The 21,593-nt window shown below is 61.7% G+C and carries 25 protein-coding genes; 8 read left to right on the forward strand and 17 right to left on the reverse strand.

Annotated features, from left to right (window positions below):
• Window position 1: 1 nt before the first annotated feature.
• From glpK to C8K61_RS16190, 3 genes are all read left to right on the forward strand, one after another.
• Complete coding sequence (glpK, locus tag C8K61_RS16180) at window positions 2-1,501, forward strand: glycerol kinase GlpK (protein WP_108097526.1); 1,500 nt, start codon at window positions 2-4, stop codon at window positions 1,499-1,501.
• Window positions 1,502-1,585: 84 nt separating this feature from the next.
• Complete coding sequence (locus tag C8K61_RS16185) at window positions 1,586-2,368, forward strand: PhzF family phenazine biosynthesis protein (RefSeq protein ID WP_108097525.1); 783 nt, start codon at window positions 1,586-1,588, stop codon at window positions 2,366-2,368.
• 81 nt (window positions 2,369-2,449) lie between these two features.
• Window positions 2,450-3,517, forward strand: coding sequence for a diguanylate cyclase (locus tag C8K61_RS16190; protein WP_108097524.1), 1,068 nt, complete (start codon window positions 2,450-2,452; stop codon window positions 3,515-3,517).
• On the opposite strand, the gene C8K61_RS16195 is transcribed toward C8K61_RS16190, so the two are convergent.
• The 3 genes from C8K61_RS16195 to C8K61_RS16205 all read right to left on the reverse strand — a co-directional run bounded on the left by C8K61_RS16195 (window position 3,514) and on the right by C8K61_RS16205 (window position 6,045).
• Window positions 3,514-4,569 (reverse strand): ABC transporter ATP-binding protein, encoded by a 1,056-nt coding sequence (locus tag C8K61_RS16195; RefSeq protein ID WP_108097523.1) that lies wholly within the window; start codon window positions 4,567-4,569, stop codon window positions 3,514-3,516. The two genes, C8K61_RS16190 and C8K61_RS16195, sit on opposite strands and share 4 nt — an antisense overlap.
• Window positions 4,566-5,486, reverse strand: a complete 921-nt coding sequence (gene argF / locus C8K61_RS16200; RefSeq protein WP_108097522.1) for an ornithine carbamoyltransferase — start codon at window positions 5,484-5,486, stop codon at window positions 4,566-4,568. The genes C8K61_RS16195 and argF overlap by 4 nt, the downstream gene beginning before the upstream one ends.
• Before the next feature lie 346 nt (window positions 5,487-5,832).
• Window positions 5,833-6,045 (reverse strand): cold-shock protein, encoded by a 213-nt coding sequence (locus C8K61_RS16205; protein ID WP_108097521.1) that lies wholly within the window; start codon window positions 6,043-6,045, stop codon window positions 5,833-5,835.
• 400 nt (window positions 6,046-6,445) lie between these two features.
• Here C8K61_RS16205 and C8K61_RS16210 point away from each other — a divergent pair, with 400 nt between their 5' ends.
• Together C8K61_RS16210 and grxD are read left to right on the forward strand one after the other, a co-directional pair.
• Window positions 6,446-8,554, forward strand: coding sequence for a molybdopterin oxidoreductase family protein (locus C8K61_RS16210; RefSeq protein ID WP_108097520.1), 2,109 nt, complete (start codon window positions 6,446-6,448; stop codon window positions 8,552-8,554).
• A 152-nt stretch (window positions 8,555-8,706) separates the two neighbouring features.
• Entirely contained in the window at window positions 8,707-9,033 is a 327-nt protein-coding gene (grxD, locus tag C8K61_RS16215) for a Grx4 family monothiol glutaredoxin (RefSeq protein ID WP_108097519.1), read from the forward strand.
• A 57-nt stretch (window positions 9,034-9,090) separates the two neighbouring features.
• Here the strand turns inward: grxD and bfr are convergent, their stop codons facing one another.
• The 4 genes from bfr to pyrC all read right to left on the reverse strand — a co-directional run bounded on the left by bfr (window position 9,091) and on the right by pyrC (window position 11,883).
• The gene (gene bfr / locus C8K61_RS16220; RefSeq protein ID WP_108097518.1) at window positions 9,091-9,561 is read right to left on the reverse strand and encodes a bacterioferritin; all 471 of its coding nucleotides are present in this window, start codon (window positions 9,559-9,561) and stop codon (window positions 9,091-9,093) included.
• Between the two features lie 200 nt (window positions 9,562-9,761).
• Window positions 9,762-9,980 (reverse strand): bacterioferritin-associated ferredoxin, encoded by a 219-nt coding sequence (locus tag C8K61_RS16225; protein ID WP_108097517.1) that lies wholly within the window; start codon window positions 9,978-9,980, stop codon window positions 9,762-9,764.
• 185 nt (window positions 9,981-10,165) lie between these two features.
• On the reverse strand, window positions 10,166-10,840 hold the full coding sequence (gene rnt / locus C8K61_RS16230) for a ribonuclease T (RefSeq protein WP_108097516.1): 675 nt from the start codon (window positions 10,838-10,840) through the stop codon (window positions 10,166-10,168).
• Entirely contained in the window at window positions 10,837-11,883 is a 1,047-nt protein-coding gene (gene pyrC, locus C8K61_RS16235) for a dihydroorotase (protein ID WP_108097515.1), read from the reverse strand. The genes rnt and pyrC overlap by 4 nt, the downstream gene beginning before the upstream one ends.
• A gap of 147 nt (window positions 11,884-12,030) precedes the next feature.
• Here pyrC and C8K61_RS16240 point away from each other — a divergent pair, with 147 nt between their 5' ends.
• From C8K61_RS16240 to gloA, 3 genes are all read left to right on the forward strand, one after another.
• Complete coding sequence (locus C8K61_RS16240; protein ID WP_178086465.1) at window positions 12,031-12,945, forward strand: OmpA family protein; 915 nt, start codon at window positions 12,031-12,033, stop codon at window positions 12,943-12,945.
• A 123-nt stretch (window positions 12,946-13,068) separates the two neighbouring features.
• Window positions 13,069-14,286, forward strand: a complete 1,218-nt coding sequence (locus tag C8K61_RS16245; RefSeq protein WP_108097514.1) for an argininosuccinate synthase — start codon at window positions 13,069-13,071, stop codon at window positions 14,284-14,286.
• An 87-nt stretch (window positions 14,287-14,373) separates the two neighbouring features.
• Window positions 14,374-14,766 (forward strand): lactoylglutathione lyase, encoded by a 393-nt coding sequence (gene gloA, locus C8K61_RS16250; protein WP_108097513.1) that lies wholly within the window; start codon window positions 14,374-14,376, stop codon window positions 14,764-14,766.
• Between the two features lie 73 nt (window positions 14,767-14,839).
• Here gloA and C8K61_RS16255 read toward each other — a convergent pair whose 3' ends face one another.
• The 10 genes from C8K61_RS16255 to C8K61_RS16300 form a co-directional block, all read right to left on the reverse strand.
• Entirely contained in the window at window positions 14,840-15,022 is a 183-nt protein-coding gene (locus C8K61_RS16255; RefSeq protein ID WP_108097512.1) for a PA3496 family putative envelope integrity protein, read from the reverse strand.
• Between the two features lie 106 nt (window positions 15,023-15,128).
• Window positions 15,129-15,767, reverse strand: a complete 639-nt coding sequence (gene nth, locus C8K61_RS16260) for an endonuclease III (protein WP_108097511.1) — start codon at window positions 15,765-15,767, stop codon at window positions 15,129-15,131.
• Window positions 15,767-16,330 carry an Rnf-Nqr domain containing protein gene (locus tag C8K61_RS16265; protein WP_108097510.1) on the reverse strand — a complete coding sequence of 188 codons (564 nt, stop codon included), beginning with the start codon at window positions 16,328-16,330 and terminating at the stop codon, window positions 15,767-15,769. Before C8K61_RS16265 ends, nth begins: the two co-directional genes overlap by 1 nt.
• Window positions 16,327-16,926, reverse strand: coding sequence for an RnfABCDGE type electron transport complex subunit G (locus C8K61_RS16270; protein WP_108097509.1), 600 nt, complete (start codon window positions 16,924-16,926; stop codon window positions 16,327-16,329). The genes C8K61_RS16265 and C8K61_RS16270 overlap by 4 nt, the downstream gene beginning before the upstream one ends.
• The gene (locus tag C8K61_RS16275) at window positions 16,919-17,929 is read right to left on the reverse strand and encodes an RnfABCDGE type electron transport complex subunit D (RefSeq protein WP_108097508.1); all 1,011 of its coding nucleotides are present in this window, start codon (window positions 17,927-17,929) and stop codon (window positions 16,919-16,921) included. The genes C8K61_RS16270 and C8K61_RS16275 overlap by 8 nt, the downstream gene beginning before the upstream one ends.
• On the reverse strand, window positions 17,910-19,055 hold the full coding sequence (gene rsxB, locus C8K61_RS16280) for an electron transport complex subunit RsxB (protein WP_371920000.1): 1,146 nt from the start codon (window positions 19,053-19,055) through the stop codon (window positions 17,910-17,912). Before rsxB ends, C8K61_RS16275 begins: the two co-directional genes overlap by 20 nt.
• Window positions 19,052-19,612, reverse strand: coding sequence for an Rnf-Nqr domain containing protein (locus C8K61_RS16285; protein ID WP_108097507.1), 561 nt, complete (start codon window positions 19,610-19,612; stop codon window positions 19,052-19,054). Before C8K61_RS16285 ends, rsxB begins: the two co-directional genes overlap by 4 nt.
• Before the next feature lie 60 nt (window positions 19,613-19,672).
• The gene (locus C8K61_RS16290; protein WP_108097506.1) at window positions 19,673-20,071 is read right to left on the reverse strand and encodes a DUF350 domain-containing protein; all 399 of its coding nucleotides are present in this window, start codon (window positions 20,069-20,071) and stop codon (window positions 19,673-19,675) included.
• Between the two features lie 39 nt (window positions 20,072-20,110).
• Window positions 20,111-21,223 (reverse strand): glutathionylspermidine synthase family protein, encoded by a 1,113-nt coding sequence (locus C8K61_RS16295; RefSeq protein WP_108097505.1) that lies wholly within the window; start codon window positions 21,221-21,223, stop codon window positions 20,111-20,113.
• Window positions 21,223-21,564, reverse strand: a complete 342-nt coding sequence (locus C8K61_RS16300) for a hypothetical protein (RefSeq protein ID WP_108097504.1) — start codon at window positions 21,562-21,564, stop codon at window positions 21,223-21,225. The genes C8K61_RS16295 and C8K61_RS16300 overlap by 1 nt, the downstream gene beginning before the upstream one ends.
• Window positions 21,565-21,593: the final 29 nt, after the last annotated feature.

The following is a 21,593-nucleotide window of genomic DNA, read 5'->3' on the forward strand; positions in this document are numbered from 1 at the left end:
GATGTCCCAGTACCTTCTTGCCATCGACCAAGGCACCACCAGCAGCCGCGCCATTGTGTTCAGCGCCCAGGGCTCGCCGGTGGCTCGCGCGCAACAGGAATTCAAACAGTATTTCCCCAAAGATGGCTGGGTTGAGCACGACGGTGAAGACCTCTGGCTCAGCACCCTAAAAGTCTGCCGCGAAGCCCTGCGCCAAAGCGGCCTGCACGCCTCGGAAGTGGCGGCAATCGGCATCACCAACCAGCGCGAAACCACCCTGGTCTGGGACGCCGCCACCGGCACACCGATCCACCCGGCTATCGTCTGGCAGGACCGCCGCACCGCCGACTACTGTGCCGGCTTGAAAGACGCCGGTCACGAGGCCACCGTCGCGGCCAAGACCGGCCTGTTGATTGACCCGTATTTCTCCGCGACCAAACTGCGCTGGATTCTCCAGCACGTGCCCGGCGCGCAAGAGCGGGCCGAGCGCGGCGAGCTGCGATTTGGCACCGTCGACAGCTTTCTGCTCTGGCGCCTGACGGGCGGCAAGTCGCACAAGACTGACGCCAGCAATGCCTCACGGACCATGCTGTTCAATATCCATACCCAGCAATGGGACGCCGACCTGCTGGCGCTGTTCGAGATTCCCGCCAGCGTGCTGCCCGAGGTGCTCGATTGCGCGGCCGATTTCGGCACCACCGACGCCGACTGGTTCGGTTCGAGCATTCCGGTGCTGGGTATGGCTGGCGACCAGCAGGCCGCGCTGGTGGGGCAGGCGTGCTTCCAGCCTGGCATGGTGAAAAGCACCTACGGCACCGGCTGCTTCATGATCCAGAACACCGGCAAGCAGCCGGTGGTGTCGCAAAACCGCCTGCTGACCACCGTCGGCTATCGCCTCAAAGGCGAAGTGACTTACGCGGTGGAGGGCAGTATTTTTGTCGCCGGCGCGGCGGTGCAGTGGCTGCGTGACGGCATCAAATTGATCAGCCATGCCCGTGACACCGAAGCCCTGGCCGAGCAGACCGGCGATGCCAGCGGCGTGTTCCTGGTGCCCGCGTTCACCGGCCTCGGCGCGCCGTACTGGGACCCGAAAGCCCGTGGCGCGATCTTCGGCTTGACCCGCGATACCGGCATCAAGGAAATCGTCACTGCGGGCCTGCAGTCGGTGTGCTACCAGACCCGCGACCTGCTGGTTGCCATGGGTCAGGACGGCGCTGCCGCTCCCAGTGCGTTGCGCGTGGACGGCGGCATGGTCGAAAACAACTGGGTGATGCAGTTCCTCGCCGATATTCTCGGCGTGCCGGTGGAGCGCCCGGAAGTCACCGAAACCACGGCCTTGGGCGTGGCCTACCTGGCGGGCTTGCAGGCGGGCATCTACCCCGACCTCGACGCCATTGCCCAGCATTGGCATCGCCAGCATCTGTTTGAGCCACGGATGGCCAGCGCCCACCGGGAAAAGCTCTATGCCGGCTGGCTGGACGCGGTGAAGCGGGTGCGTAGCGACGACTCCAGCCCGCTGTAACGCTGCAATAAGCGCCGGCTGTATCAGGCCGGTGTTCTGGCAAATGGGTATCGTGGGCGCCTTTCATTGCCAAGGAGCGCGCCCATGTCCCTCGACTTCCACCAGATCGATGCCTTTACCCAGCAGCCATTTGCCGGCAACCCGGCGATTGTCTATCGCCTGGACAACTGGTTGGGCGCGGCGCGCATGCAGACCATTGCCGCCGAGCACAACCTGGCGGAAACCGCGTTTGTGGTGAAAGAAGGCGCGGTCTGGCATATCCGCTGGTTTACCCCCACCTGTGAAGTGCCGCTGTGCGGCCACGCCACCTTGGCCAGCGCCTTTGCCTTGTTCACCTTGCATGGCGAAACCGCGCCGCAGTTGGACTTCATCTGCCAGTCCGGCGCCCTCAGCGTCAGCCGTGACGGCGAGCGCCTGGTGCTGGATTTCCCCACGCTGCCGGGCCAGGTGATCGCTGCCAGTGACGCGATCAAGGCGGCGGCGAATGCGCCTATCGTTGAGGTGCTGGATACCGGCAAAGAGTTGCTGGTGGTGCTGGAAAACGAGCAGCAGGTACGTGATTGCCAGCCCAACCTCGCAGCCGTGGCCACGCTGCCATGGTTGGGCATGATCGTCACTGCGCCAGGCCAGCAGCATGACTTTGTCTCCCGCTACTTCGCCCCGGCTATCGGCATTGATGAAGACCCGGTGACCGGCTCGATCCATTGCAGCCTGATTCCTTACTGGGCGCAGCGTCTGGATAAAGTCGAGCTGAATGCGTTCCAGTGTTCAGCGCGCGGCGGCGAGCTGTTCTGCCGGCTGGAGGGCGAGCGGGTGAAAATCGCCGGGCACGCCGTACTGGTGGCCAGTGGCCGTCTCCATCTGTGACGGGGTACCGCTGACAAGACGGGCGAGGCGCACTCGGGTGGTTATACTCCGCTAACGATCCTTACGGAGAAGGACCCGCCGATGCCGTCTCGCCAACAACTGTTGCGTGTACGCCGGATTCTGTTAGCCAGCAGTGCCTCCCTGGGCTACCTGTTGCTGTGCTGGCTGGCGTTTGCTGGCGGCTTCATGCAATTGACGGTGGCCGGCATGCTGTTGCTGACCATTGCCGTGCTGGCCAGTATGGCTGGCTTTCTGGCATTGACCTGGTTCAACCTCAACCTGCGCTTTCACGACCCCAGCCTGACCTTCCCGCAGATGAGCTGGGCGATCGGGGTGATCTTCGTCAGCGTGTATTTTGCTGAAAGCCTGCGTTCGCTGTTTCTGATGATGGTGTTGGTGGTGCTGATGTTCGGCGCTTTCCGCCTGAGTTTGCGCGGCTTTGTGCGCATCGGGCTGTTCACCGCGTTGTGCTATGGCCTGCTGATGGTGGCGTTGATCCACAAAGGCGTAGTGTTCGATTGGCATATCGAGGCAATCCGCGCCCCGGCGTTTTTTGTGCTGATTGCCGGGGTGTCGATGCTTGGCCTGGAGATGAGCCGGCTGCGCAACATCCTCCAGGAGCGCAACCGCGACCTGCAGGTGGCGCTGGAGCGTATCCAGCAACTGGCGATCACCGATGAGCTGACTGGCCTGTACAACCGCCGCTTCGCCAATGAAGTGCTGGACCAGCAGAAGGCCTTGGCGGACCGCGGCACTTACGATTTTGTCCTGTGCCTGATCGATCTGGATTTCTTTAAACACGTTAACGACGCCTACGGCCATGCCGGCGGCGATGCGGTGTTGTGCCAGTTGGCGAAGATTCTGCAACGGGTGGTGCGCGATGTGGATTTTGTCGCGCGCATGGGCGGCGAAGAGTTTCTGCTGGTGCTTTCCAATACCAACGAGGTTGGCGCCATGCACGCCATGGAGCGCTTGCGCCAGACACTGAGCGTGACCCAGTGGGAAGGCTTTGCGCAACTGCGCATGACCTTGTCGGTGGGCATCAGCCGCTATGTCAGTCCGGAGCCCTGGCAAACCACCATGCAGCGCGGCGATCGCGCCCTGTACCAGGCCAAGGACAGCGGCCGCGATCAGGTGGTGGTGCTTTAGAGCTGGCTGCCGGGGGCGGCGAAGGTCACCACCTGTTCGGCGGCCAGGCGCACGCCGATTGAATCGCCGACCTGGCGCTGCACATGGCTGGGGAGCAGCGCTTCAACATGCCCGCCGGTGGTCAGGCGCAGGCGATACAGGGTGTTTGAGCCTTGGAAGCTGGTGCCCAGCACCAACGCCTGTTGCTCGCCCTGTTCGGCGTAGGCGATGTCGTCCGGACGCAGCAGCACATCCACCGGGCTGCCGCTCGGCCAGTCGCGGGGCTGGCAACGCACCACGCCTAGTTCCGTCTGCACCGCTTCGCGGCTCAGCAGTGCACCGCGGACGAAATAGCCCTGGCCGATAAAGCTGGCGACAAAGGGCGTTTGCGGGCGGTGGTAGAGGTTGTAGGGCGTGTCCCACTGCTCGAGATGACCTTCCTTGAATACCCCGACCTGATCGCTGACTGCGAAGGCCTCTTCCTGGTCGTGTGTGACCAGGATGGCGCTGGTACCGCGTGCCTTGAGGATCTCGCGCACCTCTTGGCTGAGGCGCCGACGCAGTTCGTTGTCGAGGTTGGAGAAGGGCTCATCAAGCAGCAGCAATTGCGGTGCTGGCGCCAAGGCTCGGGCCAGGGCCACACGTTGCTGCTGGCCGCCGGACAGTTCGTGGGGAAAGCGCTTGCTCAGGGTCGAGAGCTTGACCAGCTCCAGTAGCTCGGCCGTCACCTGTTCGCAGTTAGCCTGCTCGCGGATGCCGAAGGCGACGTTGTCGGCCACGGTCAGGTGCGGGAACAGCGCGTAGTCCTGAAAGACCATGCCGATGCGTCGTTTCTCCGGGGCCTGGGTGAAACCGGCGCGGGAAATCACGCTGCTGCCTAACTGGATCTCGCCAGTCAACACCGGCTCGAAGCCGGCGATGGCGCGTAATGTGGTGGTCTTGCCGCAGCCCGAGGGGCCGAGCAGGCAACCGATGTCGCCGACGTTCAGCTGCAGGTTCAGTTGCTGCACCACGGGATGATCGCGGTAGCCGCAACTGAGGTCGCGCAGGCTCAGCAGTGCGGCGGCACTCATGCCGGGCGGTAGCCTGGCTCAACCAGCATTTCCAGCAGCGCCTTCTGCGCGTGCAGGCGGTTTTCGGCCTGGTCCCAAGCGCCAGAGCGCGGGTCGTCGAGCAGGTCTTCGCTGATTTCCTCGCCACGGTGGGCGGGCAGGCAGTGCAGGAACAGCACGTCGCTGGCGGCCTGGTCGAGGAGGGCACGGGTCACCTGGTAGGGCTTGAACAGCGCCAGGCGTTCGGCGGCTTCTTCTTCCTGGCCCATCGAGGTCCACACGTCGGTGCTCACCAGGTGGGCGCCGGAGACCGCTTCCACTGGGTCGCGGACGATGCTGACGCGCTCGCCGGCCTGGGCGATAAAACTCGGGTTCGGCTCGTAGCCGTGTGGGCAGGCCACGCGCAGGTGGAAGTCGTATTGCTGGGCGGCTTCGATGTAGCTGTTGCACATATTGTTGCCGTCGCCGATCCAGGCCACGGTTTTGCCTTTGATCGAGCCACGTAGTTCCTGGTAGGTCTGCATGTCGGCGAGCAACTGGCAGGGGTGCAGGTCGTCCGATAGGCCATTGATCACCGGCACGCGCGAGTGAGCAGCGAATTCGGTGAGGGTGCTGTGGGCAAAGGTGCGGATCATCACCGCATCGAGCATGCGCGACATGACAATGGCGGCATCGCTGATCGGCTCGCCACGGCCCAGTTGGGTGTCACGCGGCGACAGGAAAATGGCCTGGCCGCCAAGCTGGATCATGCCTGCTTCGAACGACAGGCGGGTACGTGTCGAGGCCTTCTCGAAGATCATGCCCAGCACGCGATTTTTCAGCGGTTCGAAAAGGATGCCTCGATTGCGCAGGCTCTTCAGCTCGATGCCACGACGGAGCAGACCCAGCAACTCATCGGGCGTGCAGTCCATTAGCGAGAGAAAGTGTCTTGCGCTCATCATTAACTACCTTTTGTACAACGATAACGCTGGCGAGCAAGCCTTTGGTTTTCACAGGAAAAAAGGGCTCTACCAGCGGCTGGGGGCCGCACGGTGCGACGAAATGGGGAGGCCGGATCTTATAAGGAAATGTCGCGTCGTGTCATCTTTGACCGCAGCGATGCTTGTACAAGATGTCTCACGCCAGCTGTTCTGGTACGCCAGGCCACGCCCGGGGGCAGCCTTTGTACACTGCCGCCAAGTGGATTGGCAAACCTCTGGGCGGCATGCGCTGGGCGGAAAACGTCATTCGTTGGGCATAAAAAAACCCCGCCGAAGCGGGGTTTTTTATGAAGCGCGGGGAGTCTTAGACTACCTGTACTTCTTCAGCTTGCATGCCTTTCTGGCCTTTAGCGGCCACGAAAGATACGGTCTGACCTTCTTTCAAGCTTTTGAAGCCATCGGATTGGATAGCTTTGAAGTGCACGAACAGGTCAGCGCCGCCGTTGCTTGGAGTGATGAAGCCGAAGCCTTTTTCATCGTTGAACCATTTAACGGTACCAGTTTCGCGATTAGCCATGGTGTAGATCCTTGAACAGAGTGGATTGCGGCGGGCTACAGGCCCAGCCAGTACTGAGTGCAAAGAGTTATCGGAATACGTGTAGATGGTTGGATCGAGATCTAAACACCAGGTTGCGATTCGCGGTACACATGCAGCACAGTGGCCTAAAGATACGCACTTTGTTTGAGTAATGCGACTAGCGAAGCCGTTGTTATCGATATAAATGGCATATATCCGCCGAAACGCGCCGTGGTTGGCAGGTTTGAAATGCTGTAGTCGCGGTCTGATCAGGTCTATGGATTGGCCTGATAGGCCCCGATTCATGGGGCTTACGGCTATGGCGAAGCCTCGGCAGGCACTCCTATAGTGGACGCTTACCGACCGGATGAGTCGTCCCAAATAAAAATGAGGCTAGGCCATGACCAAGACCCTCCATCACCGTGCATGTCACCTGTGTGAAGCCATTTGCGGGCTTAGCATCGAAACCGAGACCCAACCTGACGGCAGTCAGCAGATCCTTTCAATCAAGGGTGATGCTCTGGATACCTTCAGCAGCGGCCATATCTGCCCCAAGGCGGTGGCCCTGCAAGACATCCAGCACGACCCTGATCGCATCCGCCAACCGATGCGCCGTGTCGGCAGTGAATGGCAGGCCATCGAGTGGGACGAGGCGTTCGACCTGGTGGCCAATCGCCTAGCGGACATTCAGGCTCGTCACGGGCAGAACGCGGTGGCCATCTATCAAGGCAACCCGAGCGTGCACAACTATGGGCTGATGACCCACAGCAACTATTTTCTCGGCCAACTGAAAACCCGCAATCGCTACTCGGCGACCTCGGTGGACCAGTTGCCCCACCACCTGACCAGCCACTTGATGTACGGCCATGGCTTGCTGATTCCGATCCCTGACATCGACCACACCGACTTCATGCTGATTCTCGGCGGCAACCCGCTGGCCTCTAACGGCAGCATCATGACCGTGCCGAATGTGGAGAAGCGCCTGAAGGCGATCAAGGCCCGTGGCGGCAAAGTGGTAGTGGTCGACCCGCGCCGTAGCGAAACGGCGGCGATTGCCGATCAGCATATTTTTGTACGTCCGGGACAAGACGCGGCACTGCTCTTTGGCGTGCTCAACACCCTGTTCGAAGAGGGCCTGACCCGCACCAGCCATCTACCCATCGACGGGATAGACGAGGTGCGCAGTGCCGTCGCTGAGTTCACTGCCGAGGCCATGAGCGCCCGTTGCGGTGTGCCGGCCGAGACCATTCGCCAGTTGGCCCGAGACTTCGCCGCCGCCGACAAGGCCGTGTGTTACGGCCGTATGGGCGTGTCGACCCAGGTATTCGGCACGCTCTGCCAATGGGTGGTGCAACTGATCAACCTGGTTACCGGCAACCTCGATCGCGTGGGCGGGGTGCTGTGCACTGAGCCGGCGGTGGATTTGGTCGCGACCACTTCGGGCGGTCATTTCAACCGCTGGCAAAGCCGGGTTTCCGGGCTGCCGGAATACGCCGGTGAGCTACCGGTTTCGGCCTTGGCCGAAGAGATGCTGACCCCGGGCGAAGGGCAGATACGTGCGTTGGTCACGGTGGCCGGCAACCCGGTGCTGTCGACCCCCAATGGCCGGCAACTGGAGCAGGCGCTGGATGGCCTGGAGTTCATGCTGTGCATCGACTTCTACATCAACGAAACCACCCGCTACGCCGACCTGATCCTGCCCCCTACTGCGCCGCTGGAGCACGATCACTACGACACCACCTTCAATGTATTCGCTGTGCGCAACGTCACCCGCTTCAACGAGCCGGTGCTGGCCAAGCCCGAAGGCGCACTGCATGACTGGGAGATCTTCGTCGGTCTGGCCAAAGCCTTTGCTGCGAAGACAGAAACGGTGCTGAAACCGACCATGGAACCGGCGCAGATGATCGACATGGGCCTGCGTTTTGGCCTGTACGGCGACAAATCCGAGCACCAGCTGTCAGTGGCCAAGTTGCGCGAACACCCCCATGGCATCGATTTGGGCGCACTGAAACCCAATCTGCTGGAACGCCTGAAAACTCCGAGCAAAACCGTGCAGGCGGCGCCCGAGATAGTGCTCAATGACCTGGCGCGTTTTGCCGCGCAACCGGTGCCCAAGGTCGATGAGCTGGTGCTGATCGGCCGTCGCCATGTACGCAGCAATAACTCCTGGATGCACAACTACCATCGCTTGGTGAAGGGCAAGCCGCGCCATCAGTTGCTGATGAACCCGCAGGACATGGCCAGCCGCGCGCTTATTGACGGGCAACTGGTCAGCGTGCGCTCGCGGGTGGGCATGATCGAAGTGGAAGTGGCCGGCAGTGAAGACATGATGCAAGGCGTGGTCAGCCTGCCGCATGGCTGGGGCCATGGCCGCCCGGGCGTGCAGATGGCGATTGCCAGCGCGCAGCCCGGTGCCAGCGCCAATGACCTGACTGATGAGCGCCAGCTCGATGTGCTGTCGGGCAATGCCGCGTTGAATGGCGTACCGGTTGTAGTAGCGGCTGCCTGAGCCGCACCACGGCTTAGGCCTGCAACGCCTGCGGAATACGACGATAGGAGGGTCGCGCCAAGCGCGCGGCTTTCCGTTACAATGCCCGCCACCGTGTCGGCCCGTGAGTCGGCGAGTTGGACAGTCAGATAGGCCTTAGTGCTGAGGTACCCATGGATATCATCGAAACTATCAAAGAGCAGATCGCTAACAACGCCATCCTGCTGTACATGAAAGGCTCGCCGAACGCCCCGCAATGCGGCTTCTCGTCGAAGGCGGCTCAGGTTGTCATGGCATGCGGCGAGAAATTCGCCTATGTCGACATCCTGCAAAACCCGGAAATTCGCGCCAACCTGCCAAAATACGCCAACTGGCCAACCTTCCCGCAACTGTGGGTTGGCGGTGAGTTGGTTGGCGGTAGCGACATCATGGTTGAGATGTTCGAAAAGGGTGAACTGCAAACCCTGGTCAAGGCAGCCTCCGCTAAAGCGGACGCCTGATCAAAACGCAGTAAATAAAAAGCCCCGCTGATGCGGGGCTTTTTTATGCCTGACGAGTTACTCGTCCATCTGCGATTGCAGGTAGTTCTGCAGGCCGACTTTGTCGATCAGGCTGAGCTGGGTTTCCAGCCAGTCGATGTGATCTTCCTCGGAGCAGAGGATCTCTTCGAGCAGCTCGCGGCTGGCGTAGTCGGCGATGCTTTCGCAGTAGGCGATGGCTTCTTTCAGATCGATGTGCGCTTTGTGCTCGATCTTCAGGTCGCACTCCAGCATTTCCTTGGTGTTCTCACCGATCAGGATCTTGCCGAGGTCTTGCAGGTTCGGCAGGCCTTCGAGGAACAGGATGCGTTTGATCAGTTTGTCCGCGTGTTTCATCTCATCGATGGACTCGTGGTACTCGTGCTCGCCCAGCTTTTTCAGGCCCCAGTCTTCGTACATGCGCGCATGCAGGAAGTATTGATTGATGGCGACCAGCTCGTTGCCGAGGATTTTGTTGAGGTGCTGGATGACTTTCTTGTCGCCTTTCATGTCGGGGTCCTGCCGTGCAAGGGAGTGATAGCGTGAGAGTCTGACCCTGTGTTTTTCGACTGTCAAATGTAAGTGTTTGAATTTAAACGAAAATTAAAACCGAATACGAATGTTTTATTTCCGCGTCTCGGCGCTAACTGCTTGAATTTTGGGCATAAAAAAACCGGACACTCGGTCCGGTTTTCAGAAAACGACTACTTTTATGCCATAACAAAATTTGCAGGGTAGGCGAGGGCGGCCTGGCTGCTTTGCACTTCCGTGAGGGTTTCGCGCACCACTTGCTTGGCCAGGGTCGCGCATTTTCCGCATTGGCTGGCAACTTCCAGCGCATTACGAACGTCACGGTAGCTGCAGCAACCTTCGTTGATTGCATCGCGGATTTGACCGTCAGTGACACCCATGCAAAGGCATACGTACATAAAAGGCCCAACACTCAAAATGGCTTGATGCGAAGGATACTAATGTTAATGAGAACGCTTGTCAAAACGTAGAAGGGATATTGGCGTCGACAAACCCGCGCACCGATAAACGGTAAAAGGCCAGCAAATGGTCAATAAAAAACCCGGCGCTGGGGCCGGGTTTTTTTATCGGGCTACGGACGTACTCAGTCGTCGAAGTCCTGCCAACCGCCCAGCTCTTTCCAACGGTTGACGATGCCGCAGAACAGCTCGGCGGTCTTCTCGGTGTCGTAACGCGCCGAATGCGCTTCACGGCCATCGAAGTCCATACCGGCCGCCTGACAGGCGCGCGCCAGTACCGTCTGCCCGTAGGCAAGGCCGGCGAGGGTGGCGGTGTCGAAGCTGGAGAAGGGGTGGAACGGGTTGCGTTTCAGATCGTTGCGCGCCACCGCTGCATTGAGAAAACCCAAATCGAAGCTGCTGTTATGGCCGACCAGAATCGCCCGTTTGCAGCCATTGGCTTTCAACGCCTTGCGGATGCCGCGGAAGATATCAGTGAGCGCCGACTCCTCGCTCACCGCCATACGCAGCGGGTGGTCCAGCTTGATGCCGGTGAACTCCAGCGCAGCCGCCTCGATATTGGCGCCCTCGAACGGCTCGATGCGGAAGAAATAGGTGTGTTCCGGGAACAGGAAGCCCTTTTCATCCATGCCGACGGTGGTTGCCGCGATTTCCAGCAGGGCGTCGGTGGCGCAGTTGAAACCGCCAGTCTCGACGTCGACCACCACGGGCAAGTAGCCGCGAAAACGCTCGGCCATGGGGTGGCGCGAACCGCTGCTGCCGCCGCCTTCCGATTCGTCGTCGTAGTTGTCTTCACTCACGCAGTTTGCTCCAGCAGGCGCCAGCGCAGTTTTTCACCGGCGCGCAGCGGGACGACACTGTGCTGGCCAAGCGGCAAGCTGGTCGGGGCAGTCCATTCTTCACGGACCAGGGTAATGGTATCGGTATTGCGCGGCAGGCCGTAGAAGTCCGGGCCGTTCTTGCTGGCAAAACCTTCCAGTTTGTCCAGCGCATTGCGCTGCTCGAAGGCCTCGGCGTACAGCTCGATGGCGGCGTAGGCGGTGTAGCAACCGGCGCAGCCACAGGCGGCTTCTTTCGCGTGCTGGGCGTGGGGCGCCGAGTCGGTGCCGAGGAAGAATTTGGCGCTGCCACTGGTGGCGGCGTCCAGCAAGGCTTCCTGGTGCACATTGCGCTTGAGAATCGGCAGGCAATAGAAGTGCGGGCGGATGCCGCCAACCAGCATGTGATTGCGGTTGTACAGCAGGTGGTGGGCGGTAATGGTGGCGCCGACGTTGGCCGGAGCGCTGTTGACGAACTGCACTGCGTCGCCGGTGGTGATGTGTTCAAACACCACTTTCAGCGTCGGGAAGCGCTCAACCACACGGGTCAGGTGCTCGTCGATAAATACCTTTTCGCGATCGAATACATCGATCTCGCCGCGGGTCACTTCGCCGTGTACCAACAGCGGCATGCCGACTTCAGCCATCACTTCCAGCACGTGGAAAATCTTGTCGACGCTGGTGACGCCGGAGTCGGAGTTGGTGGTGGCACCCGCCGGGTAGAGCTTGGCGGCATGAACGAAACCCGAGGCCATGGCAGTGCGCACATCGTCAGGGCTGGTCACGTCGGTGAGGTAGAGCACCATCAGCGGCTCGAATTGGCTGCCGGCCGGGCGTGCAGCAAGAATGCGCTGGCGATAGCCATCGGCTTCGACGGCGTTGCGCACTGGCGGCACCAGGTTCGGCATGATGATGGCGCGGCCAAAGGTGCGCGCGACGTCGGCGACCGTGTGTGGCAGCACCGCGCCGTCGCGCAGGTGAATGTGCCAGTCGTCTGGGCGCAGCAGGGTTAGGCGGTCAGTCATGGGGGGCAATACCAGATCAGCGAAATTTGTGCGGTAAAAACTGCTGCGAATGCTACCGGAAAAGCCTGACAGCGGCACCCGCTATCAAGTTTTGCCAGCGCTAACCGATACCCCCTGAGAATGCAGTAAATCCTTGTGGAGCCTACCGTGCGCCAGCGCTATCTCGCCTTGTTCAGTCTTTTCGCCAGCCTGCCGGCCATGGCGATCACCTTTCAGACGCGCCTGGAAAAGGTTGAGTGGAAGGTCGATGGCGATCAATTCGAGTGCCGTCTGTCGCAAGACATTACTGATTTTGGCCAAGGGCAATTTGTCCGCCGTGCCGGTGAACAGGTGACCTTTCGCCTGCAGGCGCGGGAGCGTTGGCTGGGCGCCGGTTCGGCCACCCTGGTGGCCGCCGCTGCGCCTTGGCAGCCGGGCCGTGGAGATATCAACCTGGGCGTGGTGAACGTCGATAACGGCGTCATGCCATTCAACAGCACCCAGCAGCAGGGCACGCGCTTGCTAACCGGTTTGCTCGAAGGCCGCAGCCCGTTGGTGCGCCACCGCACTCCGGAAGGCGGTGAAGGCATTGAAGTCCGGCTCCTACCGGTGAAATTCAACAAGGCCTACCACGATTATCTGGATTGCACGACCAAACTGCTGCCAGTGAACTTCGATCAGATCAAACAAGCCCAGGTTAATTTTCCGGGCGGAGGTTCTGATCTCGACGATGTTTCCCGCGCAAAACTCGAAATCATCCTGCAATACATGAAGGCCGATCCGAGCGTTAACCATATCGAACTGGATGGCCATTCCGACAATGGCGGCAATCGCCTGACCAACCGCGACATGTCGCGCCGCCGTGCGCTGTCGGTAATGGAGTACTTCAAGGCCAATGGCGTACCGGAAGAACAGATCCTGGTGCGTTTCCATGGCGAGCAATACCCCTTGGTACCCAACACCAACCCCGCCAATCGGGCGAAAAACCGCCGCGTGACGGTGCACCTGTCGCGGCAGCCGCTGGCGCCGGCACCGACTACCCCAGCTACCGCCGCGCCCATAAAGCCGGCTGCCACCTCCTGAGCCAGTCGTCGTTTAGACGAAAGAATCCGTCGCTTCATCGTCATAAGCTGTCGCGCCTCTGTAAATCGGTCGTGGCTGCCAGTAGAATCGCGGGTTTTCCGTAGAACCCCGTGGAGTGATGGCATGGCGGACGTAAAGAAGGTTGTCCTGGCGTATTCCGGTGGCCTCGACACTTCGGTAATTCTCAAGTGGCTGCAAGACACCTATCAATGTGAGGTGGTGACCTTCACCGCCGATCTCGGTCAAGGCGAAGAAGTTGAGCCGGCTCGTGCCAAGGCACAGGCCATGGGCGTCAAGGAAATCTTCATCGACGACCTGCGCGAAGAATTCGTGCGCGACTTCGTTTTCCCCATGTTCCGCGCCAACACCGTGTACGAAGGCGAGTACCTGCTGGGTACTTCCATCGCTCGTCCGCTGATCGCCAAACGCCTGATCGAAATCGCCAACGAAACCGGCGCTGACGCCATTTCCCACGGCGCCACTGGCAAAGGCAACGACCAGGTTCGCTTCGAACTCGGCGCTTATGCGCTCAAGCCCGGCGTGAAAGTGATTGCTCCGTGGCGTGAGTGGGACCTGCTGTCCCGCGAGAAGCTGATGGACTACGCCGAGAAGCACGCCATCCCGATCGAGCGCCACGGCAAGAAAAAATCGCCGTACTCCATGGATGCCAACCTGCTGCACATCTCCTATGAAGGCGGCGTTCTGGAAGACACCTGGACCGAGCACGAAGAAGACATGTGGAAATGGACCGTCTCCCCCGAGAACGCTCCAGACAAACCGACGTACCTGGAACTCACCTACCGTAACGGCGATATCGTTGCCCTCGACGGCGTGGAAATGAGCCCGGCCACCGTGCTGGCAACGCTGAACAAAATCGGCGGCGAGAACGGTATCGGTCGTCTCGACATCGTCGAGAACCGCTACGTCGGCATGAAGTCCCGTGGCTGCTACGAGACCCCAGGCGGCACCATCATGCTGCGCGCTCACCGGGCGATCGAATCGATCACCCTCGACCGCGAAGTCGCTCACCTCAAAGACGAGCTGATGCCCAAGTACGCCAGCCTGATCTACACCGGCTACTGGTGGAGCCCTGAGCGTCTGATGCTGCAACAGATGATCGACGCCTCCCAGGCCCACGTGAACGGTGTGGTGCGCCTGAAGCTGTATAAAGGCAACGTTATCGTTACCGGCCGCAAGTCCGAAGGCTCGCTGTTCGACGCCAACATCGCCACCTTCGAAGAAGACGGCGGCGCGTACAACCAGGCTGACGCGGCTGGCTTTATCAAGTTGAACGCTTTGCGCATGCGCATCGCCGCCAACAAGGGCCGCAAGCTGTTCTAAGCTAGCCAAGCTCGACCAGACCCCGGCCATGAGCCGGGGTTTGCTTTTCTAAGCCCGAGACTACGGGCACCGATGAGGAAACGACTGATGAGACTGCTGCATACCATGCTGCGTGTCGGCGATATGGATAAATCCATCGCGTTCTATACCGAAGTGCTGGGCATGACCCTGCTGCGCCGCAAGGATTACCCGGACGGGCAGTTCACCCTGGCGTTCGTTGGTTACGGCAATGAAGCGGACAATAGTGTGATCGAGCTGACCCACAACTGGGGCGTCGACAGCTATGAGCGGGGTACCGGCTACGGCCACATCGCTCTGGAAGTGGCGGATGTGTACAAAGCCTGCGAAGACATCCGCACCCGTGGCGGCAAGATCACCCGCGAACCGGGGCCGATGAAACACGGCACCAGCATCCTGGCGTTTGTTGAAGACCCGGATGGCTACAAAATTGAACTGCTGTCGCCGTCGCGCGGCGATTGAAGAGACGCACCCTTCGTGGTGATGTAGCGACCAATAAAAAGCCCGACTTGATGTCGGGCTTTTTATTGGGTGATCACAGATCGAAATCGTATTCGGCCAGTTGTTTGTGCAACCGTCGCTCTTCCAAGAGATTGTCGATGATGCGGCGCTTGGTCAGGTTGGTTTTCGCCACCTCGACCGGGGCTTCCACCACCTCGTCGCTATCGTCGCTTACCACGTCTTCGTCGAGTTCCAGTTCTTCTTTGCTAGTGCTCATTGACGTCCACTCCCGGCTACAGGGCCATTGGCGCACCTTATATCGGCAAACACGGGACGGGTAAAAAAGATTTTTTCAATCGACTGTCAGGTAAATCACAAATGAGTCAATCGTCGGACGTTTTTGCTTTGTACTCGCACAGGTCTTCGATCCGGCAACTGCCGCAGCGCGGCTTGCGTGCCTGGCATACATAACGGCCATGCAGGATCAGCCAATGGTGGGCGTCGAGGAGAAATTCCTTGGGCACAAACTTGAGTAACTGTTTTTCCACCTCGACCACATTCTTGCCGGGGGCGATGTTGGTGCGGTTGGCGACGCGGAAAATATGGGTGTCGACCGCCATGGCCAGTTGCCGGAAGGCGGTGTTGAGCACCACGTTAGCGGTCTTGCGACCGACGCCGGGCAGCGCCTCCAGCGCCTCGCGGCTTTCTGGCACCTGGCTGCCATGCAGCTCAATCAGCAGGCGGCAGGTTTCGATCACGTTTTTGGCCTTGCTGTTGTACAGGCCGATGGTCTTGATGTACTCGCTCAGCCCCGCCACGCCCAGGGCGTAAATCGCCTCTGGGGTGTTGGCCACGGGGTAGAGTTTGGCCGTGGCCTTGTTGACGCCGACGTCGGTGGCCTGCGCCGACAGAATCACTGCAATCAGCAGTTCAAATGGCGTGCTGTACGCCAGTTCGGTCTTGGGCTCGGGGTTGTCTTCATGCAGACGGCGAAAGATCTCGTAACGTTTGGCGGCGTTCATCAGGCGTCGGAGTCGGTGGTGGAAGAGGAGGGGAAGAGGCGACGGGCAGCAGCCCACAGCACGCCCAGCAGGATAAACGCGCCGGGCGCCAAGGCGAACAGGTGCAGGCCGCTGAAACCTGGCAGGTGCAATTGCCAGCTGCCTGCTGCGGGGCCGAACAGCCACTCGGCGTGGTTGAGCACGGTGCCACTGCCGAGCCCTTCACGCAGCGCCGCGAGCAGCACGGCGACGGCGCTGAACAGGGCGCCATAGCGCAGGCCTTCGGCGGCATTCGCCGGCGGCTGGGCCGCAGTCAGCAACAGCAGCGGCAGAAAAATTCCCAGCGCAGTACGTAGCTCCAGCGCCCAGGCCTGCAGCAGCAGGTCCGCCAGGCTAAGCAGAGCGCAGGCAGAGGCCAGCAAAATGAGTGTGCGCAACCTGGCTTCAACCCGCTGCAGCAGCATCGCCAGCGCGCCCAGCAGGGGCAGCAACGGCAACGCCACCAGGCTCAGACCCAGGGCTTTGATCAGCAGGTCCGTGGCCCCCAGTAATGGCGCCAAACCCACCAGCACCAGCGGTCTCATGGCCCCACCGGCGGCAGCAACACGGCGCGATGCTCGTCGAAATAGCGCAAGCCCTGTTGCACCGCTTGGCTGACCGCGCGCGAGGTGACGGTGGCGCCGGCCATCTGGTCGAACTGGCCGCCGTCGGCCTTCATGCGCCAATCGGTGTCGCTCAGGCTATGGCCGAAAAAGCCGCGCAGCCAGGGGCTTTTCGCCGCGCTGCTGAGATCGCCCAGCCCGGGTGTTTCGTGTTCGCTGAGCACCTTCACCGCGAGCAATTGGCCGGCCGGGGAAATTGCCAGCAGCAGCTCGATGCTGCCTTCGTAACCGTTGCCGCGGGCGGGCAACAGTACGGCGCTGGCAACGCCGTTGCGGGTGGCGAGGTAAGCGGAAGCGGGGGCGGGTAACCCCAGCTTTTCGCTGTCGGGTAGGACGATGGGGCTGGCCAGCGGATGGTTGTCGTAACTGCCAGGCGCCAGCAGATCAAGCAGCGCGCGTTCATTGGCAGCCTGCCGTTCGCCGGTTATCTGCGCGCTGAGCAAACGCTCGACACCGACCACCGCGGCGATCAGCACCAGCAACACGGCAACCAGCAGCGCACACGCACGTTTATTCATCAGCCAGCCTCTCCTCGCGCCGTGCCGCCTGCCGCTCCAGCAGCGGCACCAACAGGTTCATGGCCAATACGGCAAAGGCCACGCCGTCGGCATACCCGCTCCACGTGCGGATCACATAGACCAGCAGCCCGACGCCGACCCCGAACAGCAGGCGCGCGCGGTCGCTGTTGGGCCCGGACACCGGCTCGGTGGCGATAAAAAACGCTGCCAGCATGGTCGCCCCGGAGAGCAGGTGGAAAAATGGCGAGCCATTGGAGTCCGAGCCCGAGCCGTTCCAGCACAGCAGGCTGGCGACAAACAGCGCGCCGAGCAGGCCCACCGGGGTGTGCCAGCGAATGATCTTTTGTTGCAGCAGGAGCAGGCCGCCCAGCAGGAAGGCCAGGTTGACCCAGCCGGCGCTCCACGAGCTAAACGCCGGGTTACGTTGGAACAGCTCGTCCACCGTAAGTCGGTCGTTGTGCTTGAGGCTGTCGAGCACCGTGGCCTGGCTCCAGCCGTCGACCGGCAACTGGCCGCTGGCGATCTGTTGCAGTCCGGCCAGCAGGCCTTGGCCACTACCCGGCACTGGCCAGTGGTTCATCTGCGCGGGGAAGGCCAGCAGGGCAAAGGCATAACCGAGCATCGCCGGGTTGAATGGGTTTTTGCCGAAGCCGCCAAACAGCGCTTTGCCGAACAGATGGGCGAAGGCTGCGGCGCTGACGCTCAGCCACCACGGCGCATAGGGCGGCAACGCCAGGGCCAGCAAGGTGGCGCTGACCAGTGCGCTGCCGTCACCGAGCACGGCGATGCCGGCCAACGCCTGTTGCGGATCAGCCGCTTGCCGACGCAGACGTCGCACCAGCGCCTCGCATGCCAGCGCCGTCAGCAGGCCGAGTAGCAACTGCAGCAGCGTGCCCCAGCCGTATTGCCAGCTCAACACCAGCGCGCCAGGCACGCAGGCGAGCAGTACCCATTGCATGCTCGGGCGCGGGTCGAAGGCCAGATTAGTGGGGTTGATAGGCATCGAGCCGCGCCTCGGCGTCGTGCAAACGGGTTTGGGCTTTGGCGAGTGCAGCTTCGTCGACCGGCTCGCGGCGCTGCAGTTTGCTGACCTCGGCGCGGGCATAGGCCAGCTCGGTTTTCAGCTCGCGCAACTGGCTGTCGATTGGGCGTTTGTCGATGCGCAGCAAATCCGGCGCCGGCTTGTTGCAGGCCTCTTCGGCCTGGTGCAGGGCCTGTTCGGCTGCGGCCAGATTGGCCTGCAGCGGCGCCAACTCGGCGCCACTGGCCTCGGCACTTTTCAACGCGGCACGGGCGACGGCCAGGCTGATCTTGGCTTTTTTCAAGGCCACCTGGCTGTCCTCGCTCGGCGCCGGCATGGCCGCTTGCAGGGCAGCTTGGGCGGCGGCAGCAGCCAGGCGCAGTTCTTCGACCTGTTGCGCCAGTTCCGCCGTGCCATAGGTGGCCAACTGTTTCTGCGCCTTGCTGTACGCAACCTGGGCCATGGCCGCTTCGATTTTCAGGCGTTTGACCTGCTCGTCGGAGGTGGTCGCCTTCTGCGCTTTTACCCGTTCAATTGCTGCTTGCACCGGATCCAGCGTGGCGGCAGCGGCAGGCTGCGCCTGGCGTTCGGCGCGGGCGGCGCGCTCGGCCTGACGCCGCGCTTCATCACGCTGCAGGCGGGCCAAGTGGCTTTCATGGCGCTGGCGGAACTGGTCGGCGCGCAGGCGTTGTTCCTGGGCTTGTGCTTCAGCCAGCGGTACCAGGTCAATGCAGTCGACCGGGCAGGGCGCCACACACAGTTCGCAGCCTGTGCACTCGTCGGCGATCACCGTGTGCATCAGCTTGGCGGCGCCGACGATGGCATCCACCGGGCAGGCCTGAATGCACTTGGTGCAGCCGATGCACTCGGCTTCGCGAATGAACGCCAACTGCGGCGGAATGGGCGGCAACTCCGGCGGCAGTGCCGGCACGTGGAGCAACTGCGCCAGCGCCTCGATGGTCGCTTCGCCACCGGGCGGGCACTTGTTGATCGCCTCGCCCTGGGCGATGCCTTCGGCGTAGGGCTTGCAGCCTGGGTGCCCGCACTTGCCGCATTGTGTTTGCGGCAGCAGGGCGTCGATGGCGATCACTGAAATCAGGCTGCTCATCGCGGTGCCAGCCCTTGCAGGCCCAGCAGCGCCAAGCCGATCAGGCCGGCGCCGATCAACACCAATGGCATGCCACGCAAGGCGGTCGGTACGGCGCGGTGGTCGATGCGCTCAAGCAGATCAGCCAGTACCCGCAATGCCAGCCAGAAGCCCAGCCCGCCGCCAATGCCCTGCGCCAAGGCCTGTACAAACGACTGCGGCTCCGCCAGCAGCACGCTGCCCAAGGCGGCGCCGTTGCTGACCAGCAAGGGCCAGCCCAAGCCTTCGAACTGTTGCCCACGAACGCGGCGCACCAGCGTCAGGCTCGCCCAGGCCAATGCTGCCAGCAGCGGCAGGTAAACGAACAGACGCAAGTAATCGAGGTGCAGCGGCGCCAGCCCGCCGTGAAACAGCAGCCAGCCCAGCGGTGTCGCCAGGGCAATCAGCAGTGCGCTCGCCGGCCCGAGCAAGGCCAACTGCGCCCGTCGCACCTGCACGGTGTCGGCCCCGGCGGGCAGCAGTACCAGCAGGTTATTGACCAGCGCGGCGCCGATCAGGGCGAGGAAAAAAGCGGTCATCACGCGGGTGCATTCGCTGCATGGCCAGAAGGGGCGGCCATTATCCGGGATGGCGCCGCCTCAGTACACCATGCAGGCGGCGTTGATCAGCCCGACACACAAGGCGCTGCCGCCAAGAAACAGGCCGTGGGCGGTCTGGTCTTCGCCAATGCCGTTGCGCAGCTCCGGCAGCAAGCGCGACACCAGCAGGTACACCAACGCCTGCGCCACCAGTGCCACCAGGCCCCACACCAGCATGTCCAGCAGGCTGACGCTGTGGGCAATGGCGCTGGCCAGCGGCAGGGCAAAGCCGAGCATGCTGCCCAGCAATGCCAGAGCGGCGGACAGGTTGCCCTCGCGAATCAGCTTGAGTTCCGGGTAGGGGGTCAGGTGCAGGTAGATAAAAATGAACGCGCCAAACAAGCCGAGGGCAGCGGCGAAATACACAAAGAAGGTGGGCAGGTTGGTCAGTAGGGCCATGACGGAAATGCTCCTGAACAGCGAAAGGGCGCGCGCGCCTCAGTCGACAAAGTAGTGGGGGACGAAGCGGCTGCTGTCGCGCGTGATCGGGCTGGCGTCTTCACGAATACCCAGGCCGGCGGCCTGATCGCCGACCATCCAGCTGCCGAGCACCGTGTAACTGTCGGCAAATTTCGCCAGCGGCGCGAAGGCCTGGTAGATAAAACGGCCGTCGGCATGTGGGCCGTCGCTTTCCTGCGATTGCTCGCCGGCCACGATGCGAATGTTCTGCCCTTCACGGGAATACAGCGGCTTGCGCACATAACGCCCGGGCAGGTCTTCGTTGAAACTGGCGGCCAGCAGGTTCGGGTGGTCGGGGTTGAGTTGCCAGAGAATCGGCAGCATCGCTTTGCTCGACATCAGCATCTTCCAGGCCGGCTCCTGAAAACGCAGGGTGCTGCTGGCCAGGTGCTCGCTGAACTCGTCCTCCAGCAGCCATTCCCAGGGGTAGAGCTTGAAGCAGCGGGTGATCGGCTGATCGTCCAGGTCAACAAAGCCCTGGCCGTCGAAACCGATGGCTTCCACCGGCAGGTAGCGCGTGTCGACGCCGGCCTGTTGCGCCACGTCCTGCATATAGCGGGCGTTACCGGTGTCTTCTTCATGGCCGTCGATGGCGGCGAAATGCACGCGCTGGCCCTGGGCAATGTCCTGCCAGCGGGCGATCAGCTTTTCATGGATCGAGTTGAACTGATCGGCCTCTGGCAGCACGTCGCGCAGCCAATACCACTGCACCACGCTGGCCTCCAGCAGGCTGGTGGGGGTGTCGGCGTTATACTCCAGCAGCTTGGGTGCGCCCTGGCCATTCCAGGAAAAATCGAAACGGCCATATAACGCCGGCTCTTGGCGTTGCCAGGACTCGACGATCAGGGCGATGGCGTGGGTGGGCAGGTCGAAGGGTTCGAAATGCTGGTGCTCAATCACCCAGGCGACGGCGGCCAGGTAGCGCTGGTGCAGTTCTTCGCTGGCCTGCTCGAGGGTTTCCACCTGGGCCAGGGTTAGCTCATAGGCCACCGACTCATCCCAGTACACGCCATCGATACTGTGGAAGGTGAAGCCCAGTTCTTCGCAGCGCTGCTGCCAGTTGGGGCGCGGCGTGAAGGCGATACGCTGCACTAACCACCCCCGGAAAAACGTGCACCCGAGTGGCCAAAACCACTGCGCTTGACCACTTCATTGCCGGCAATCAGCTGACGCTGGGCGGTATTGGGGCGCGAGCCGCTTTCGTAGCTGGGGCCGTAGTAGTCGGTGCGATTACGGCTGCCCCAGCCACCGGTGCCGACGCTACCGCCATAGCCGCCAGAGGGCACGGGTTCGCAGTAACTGCTGTTCTGCCAGTCGCGCTCGCAATCGGCGCGGCTGGCATAGCGGTCGCGGTACACGTTGTTGTGGTGAAACAGGCTGAACAACACGCCGCCCGTCACCAGGGTGAGGATCACGGCTTCAGATTTTTTCATGCTGTGCTTCCGTGCGAGCCCATGCGGGC

This window comes from Pseudomonas sp. GV071 (assembly GCF_003050835.1).
Classification (GTDB): Bacteria; Pseudomonadota; Gammaproteobacteria; order Pseudomonadales; family Pseudomonadaceae; genus Aquipseudomonas.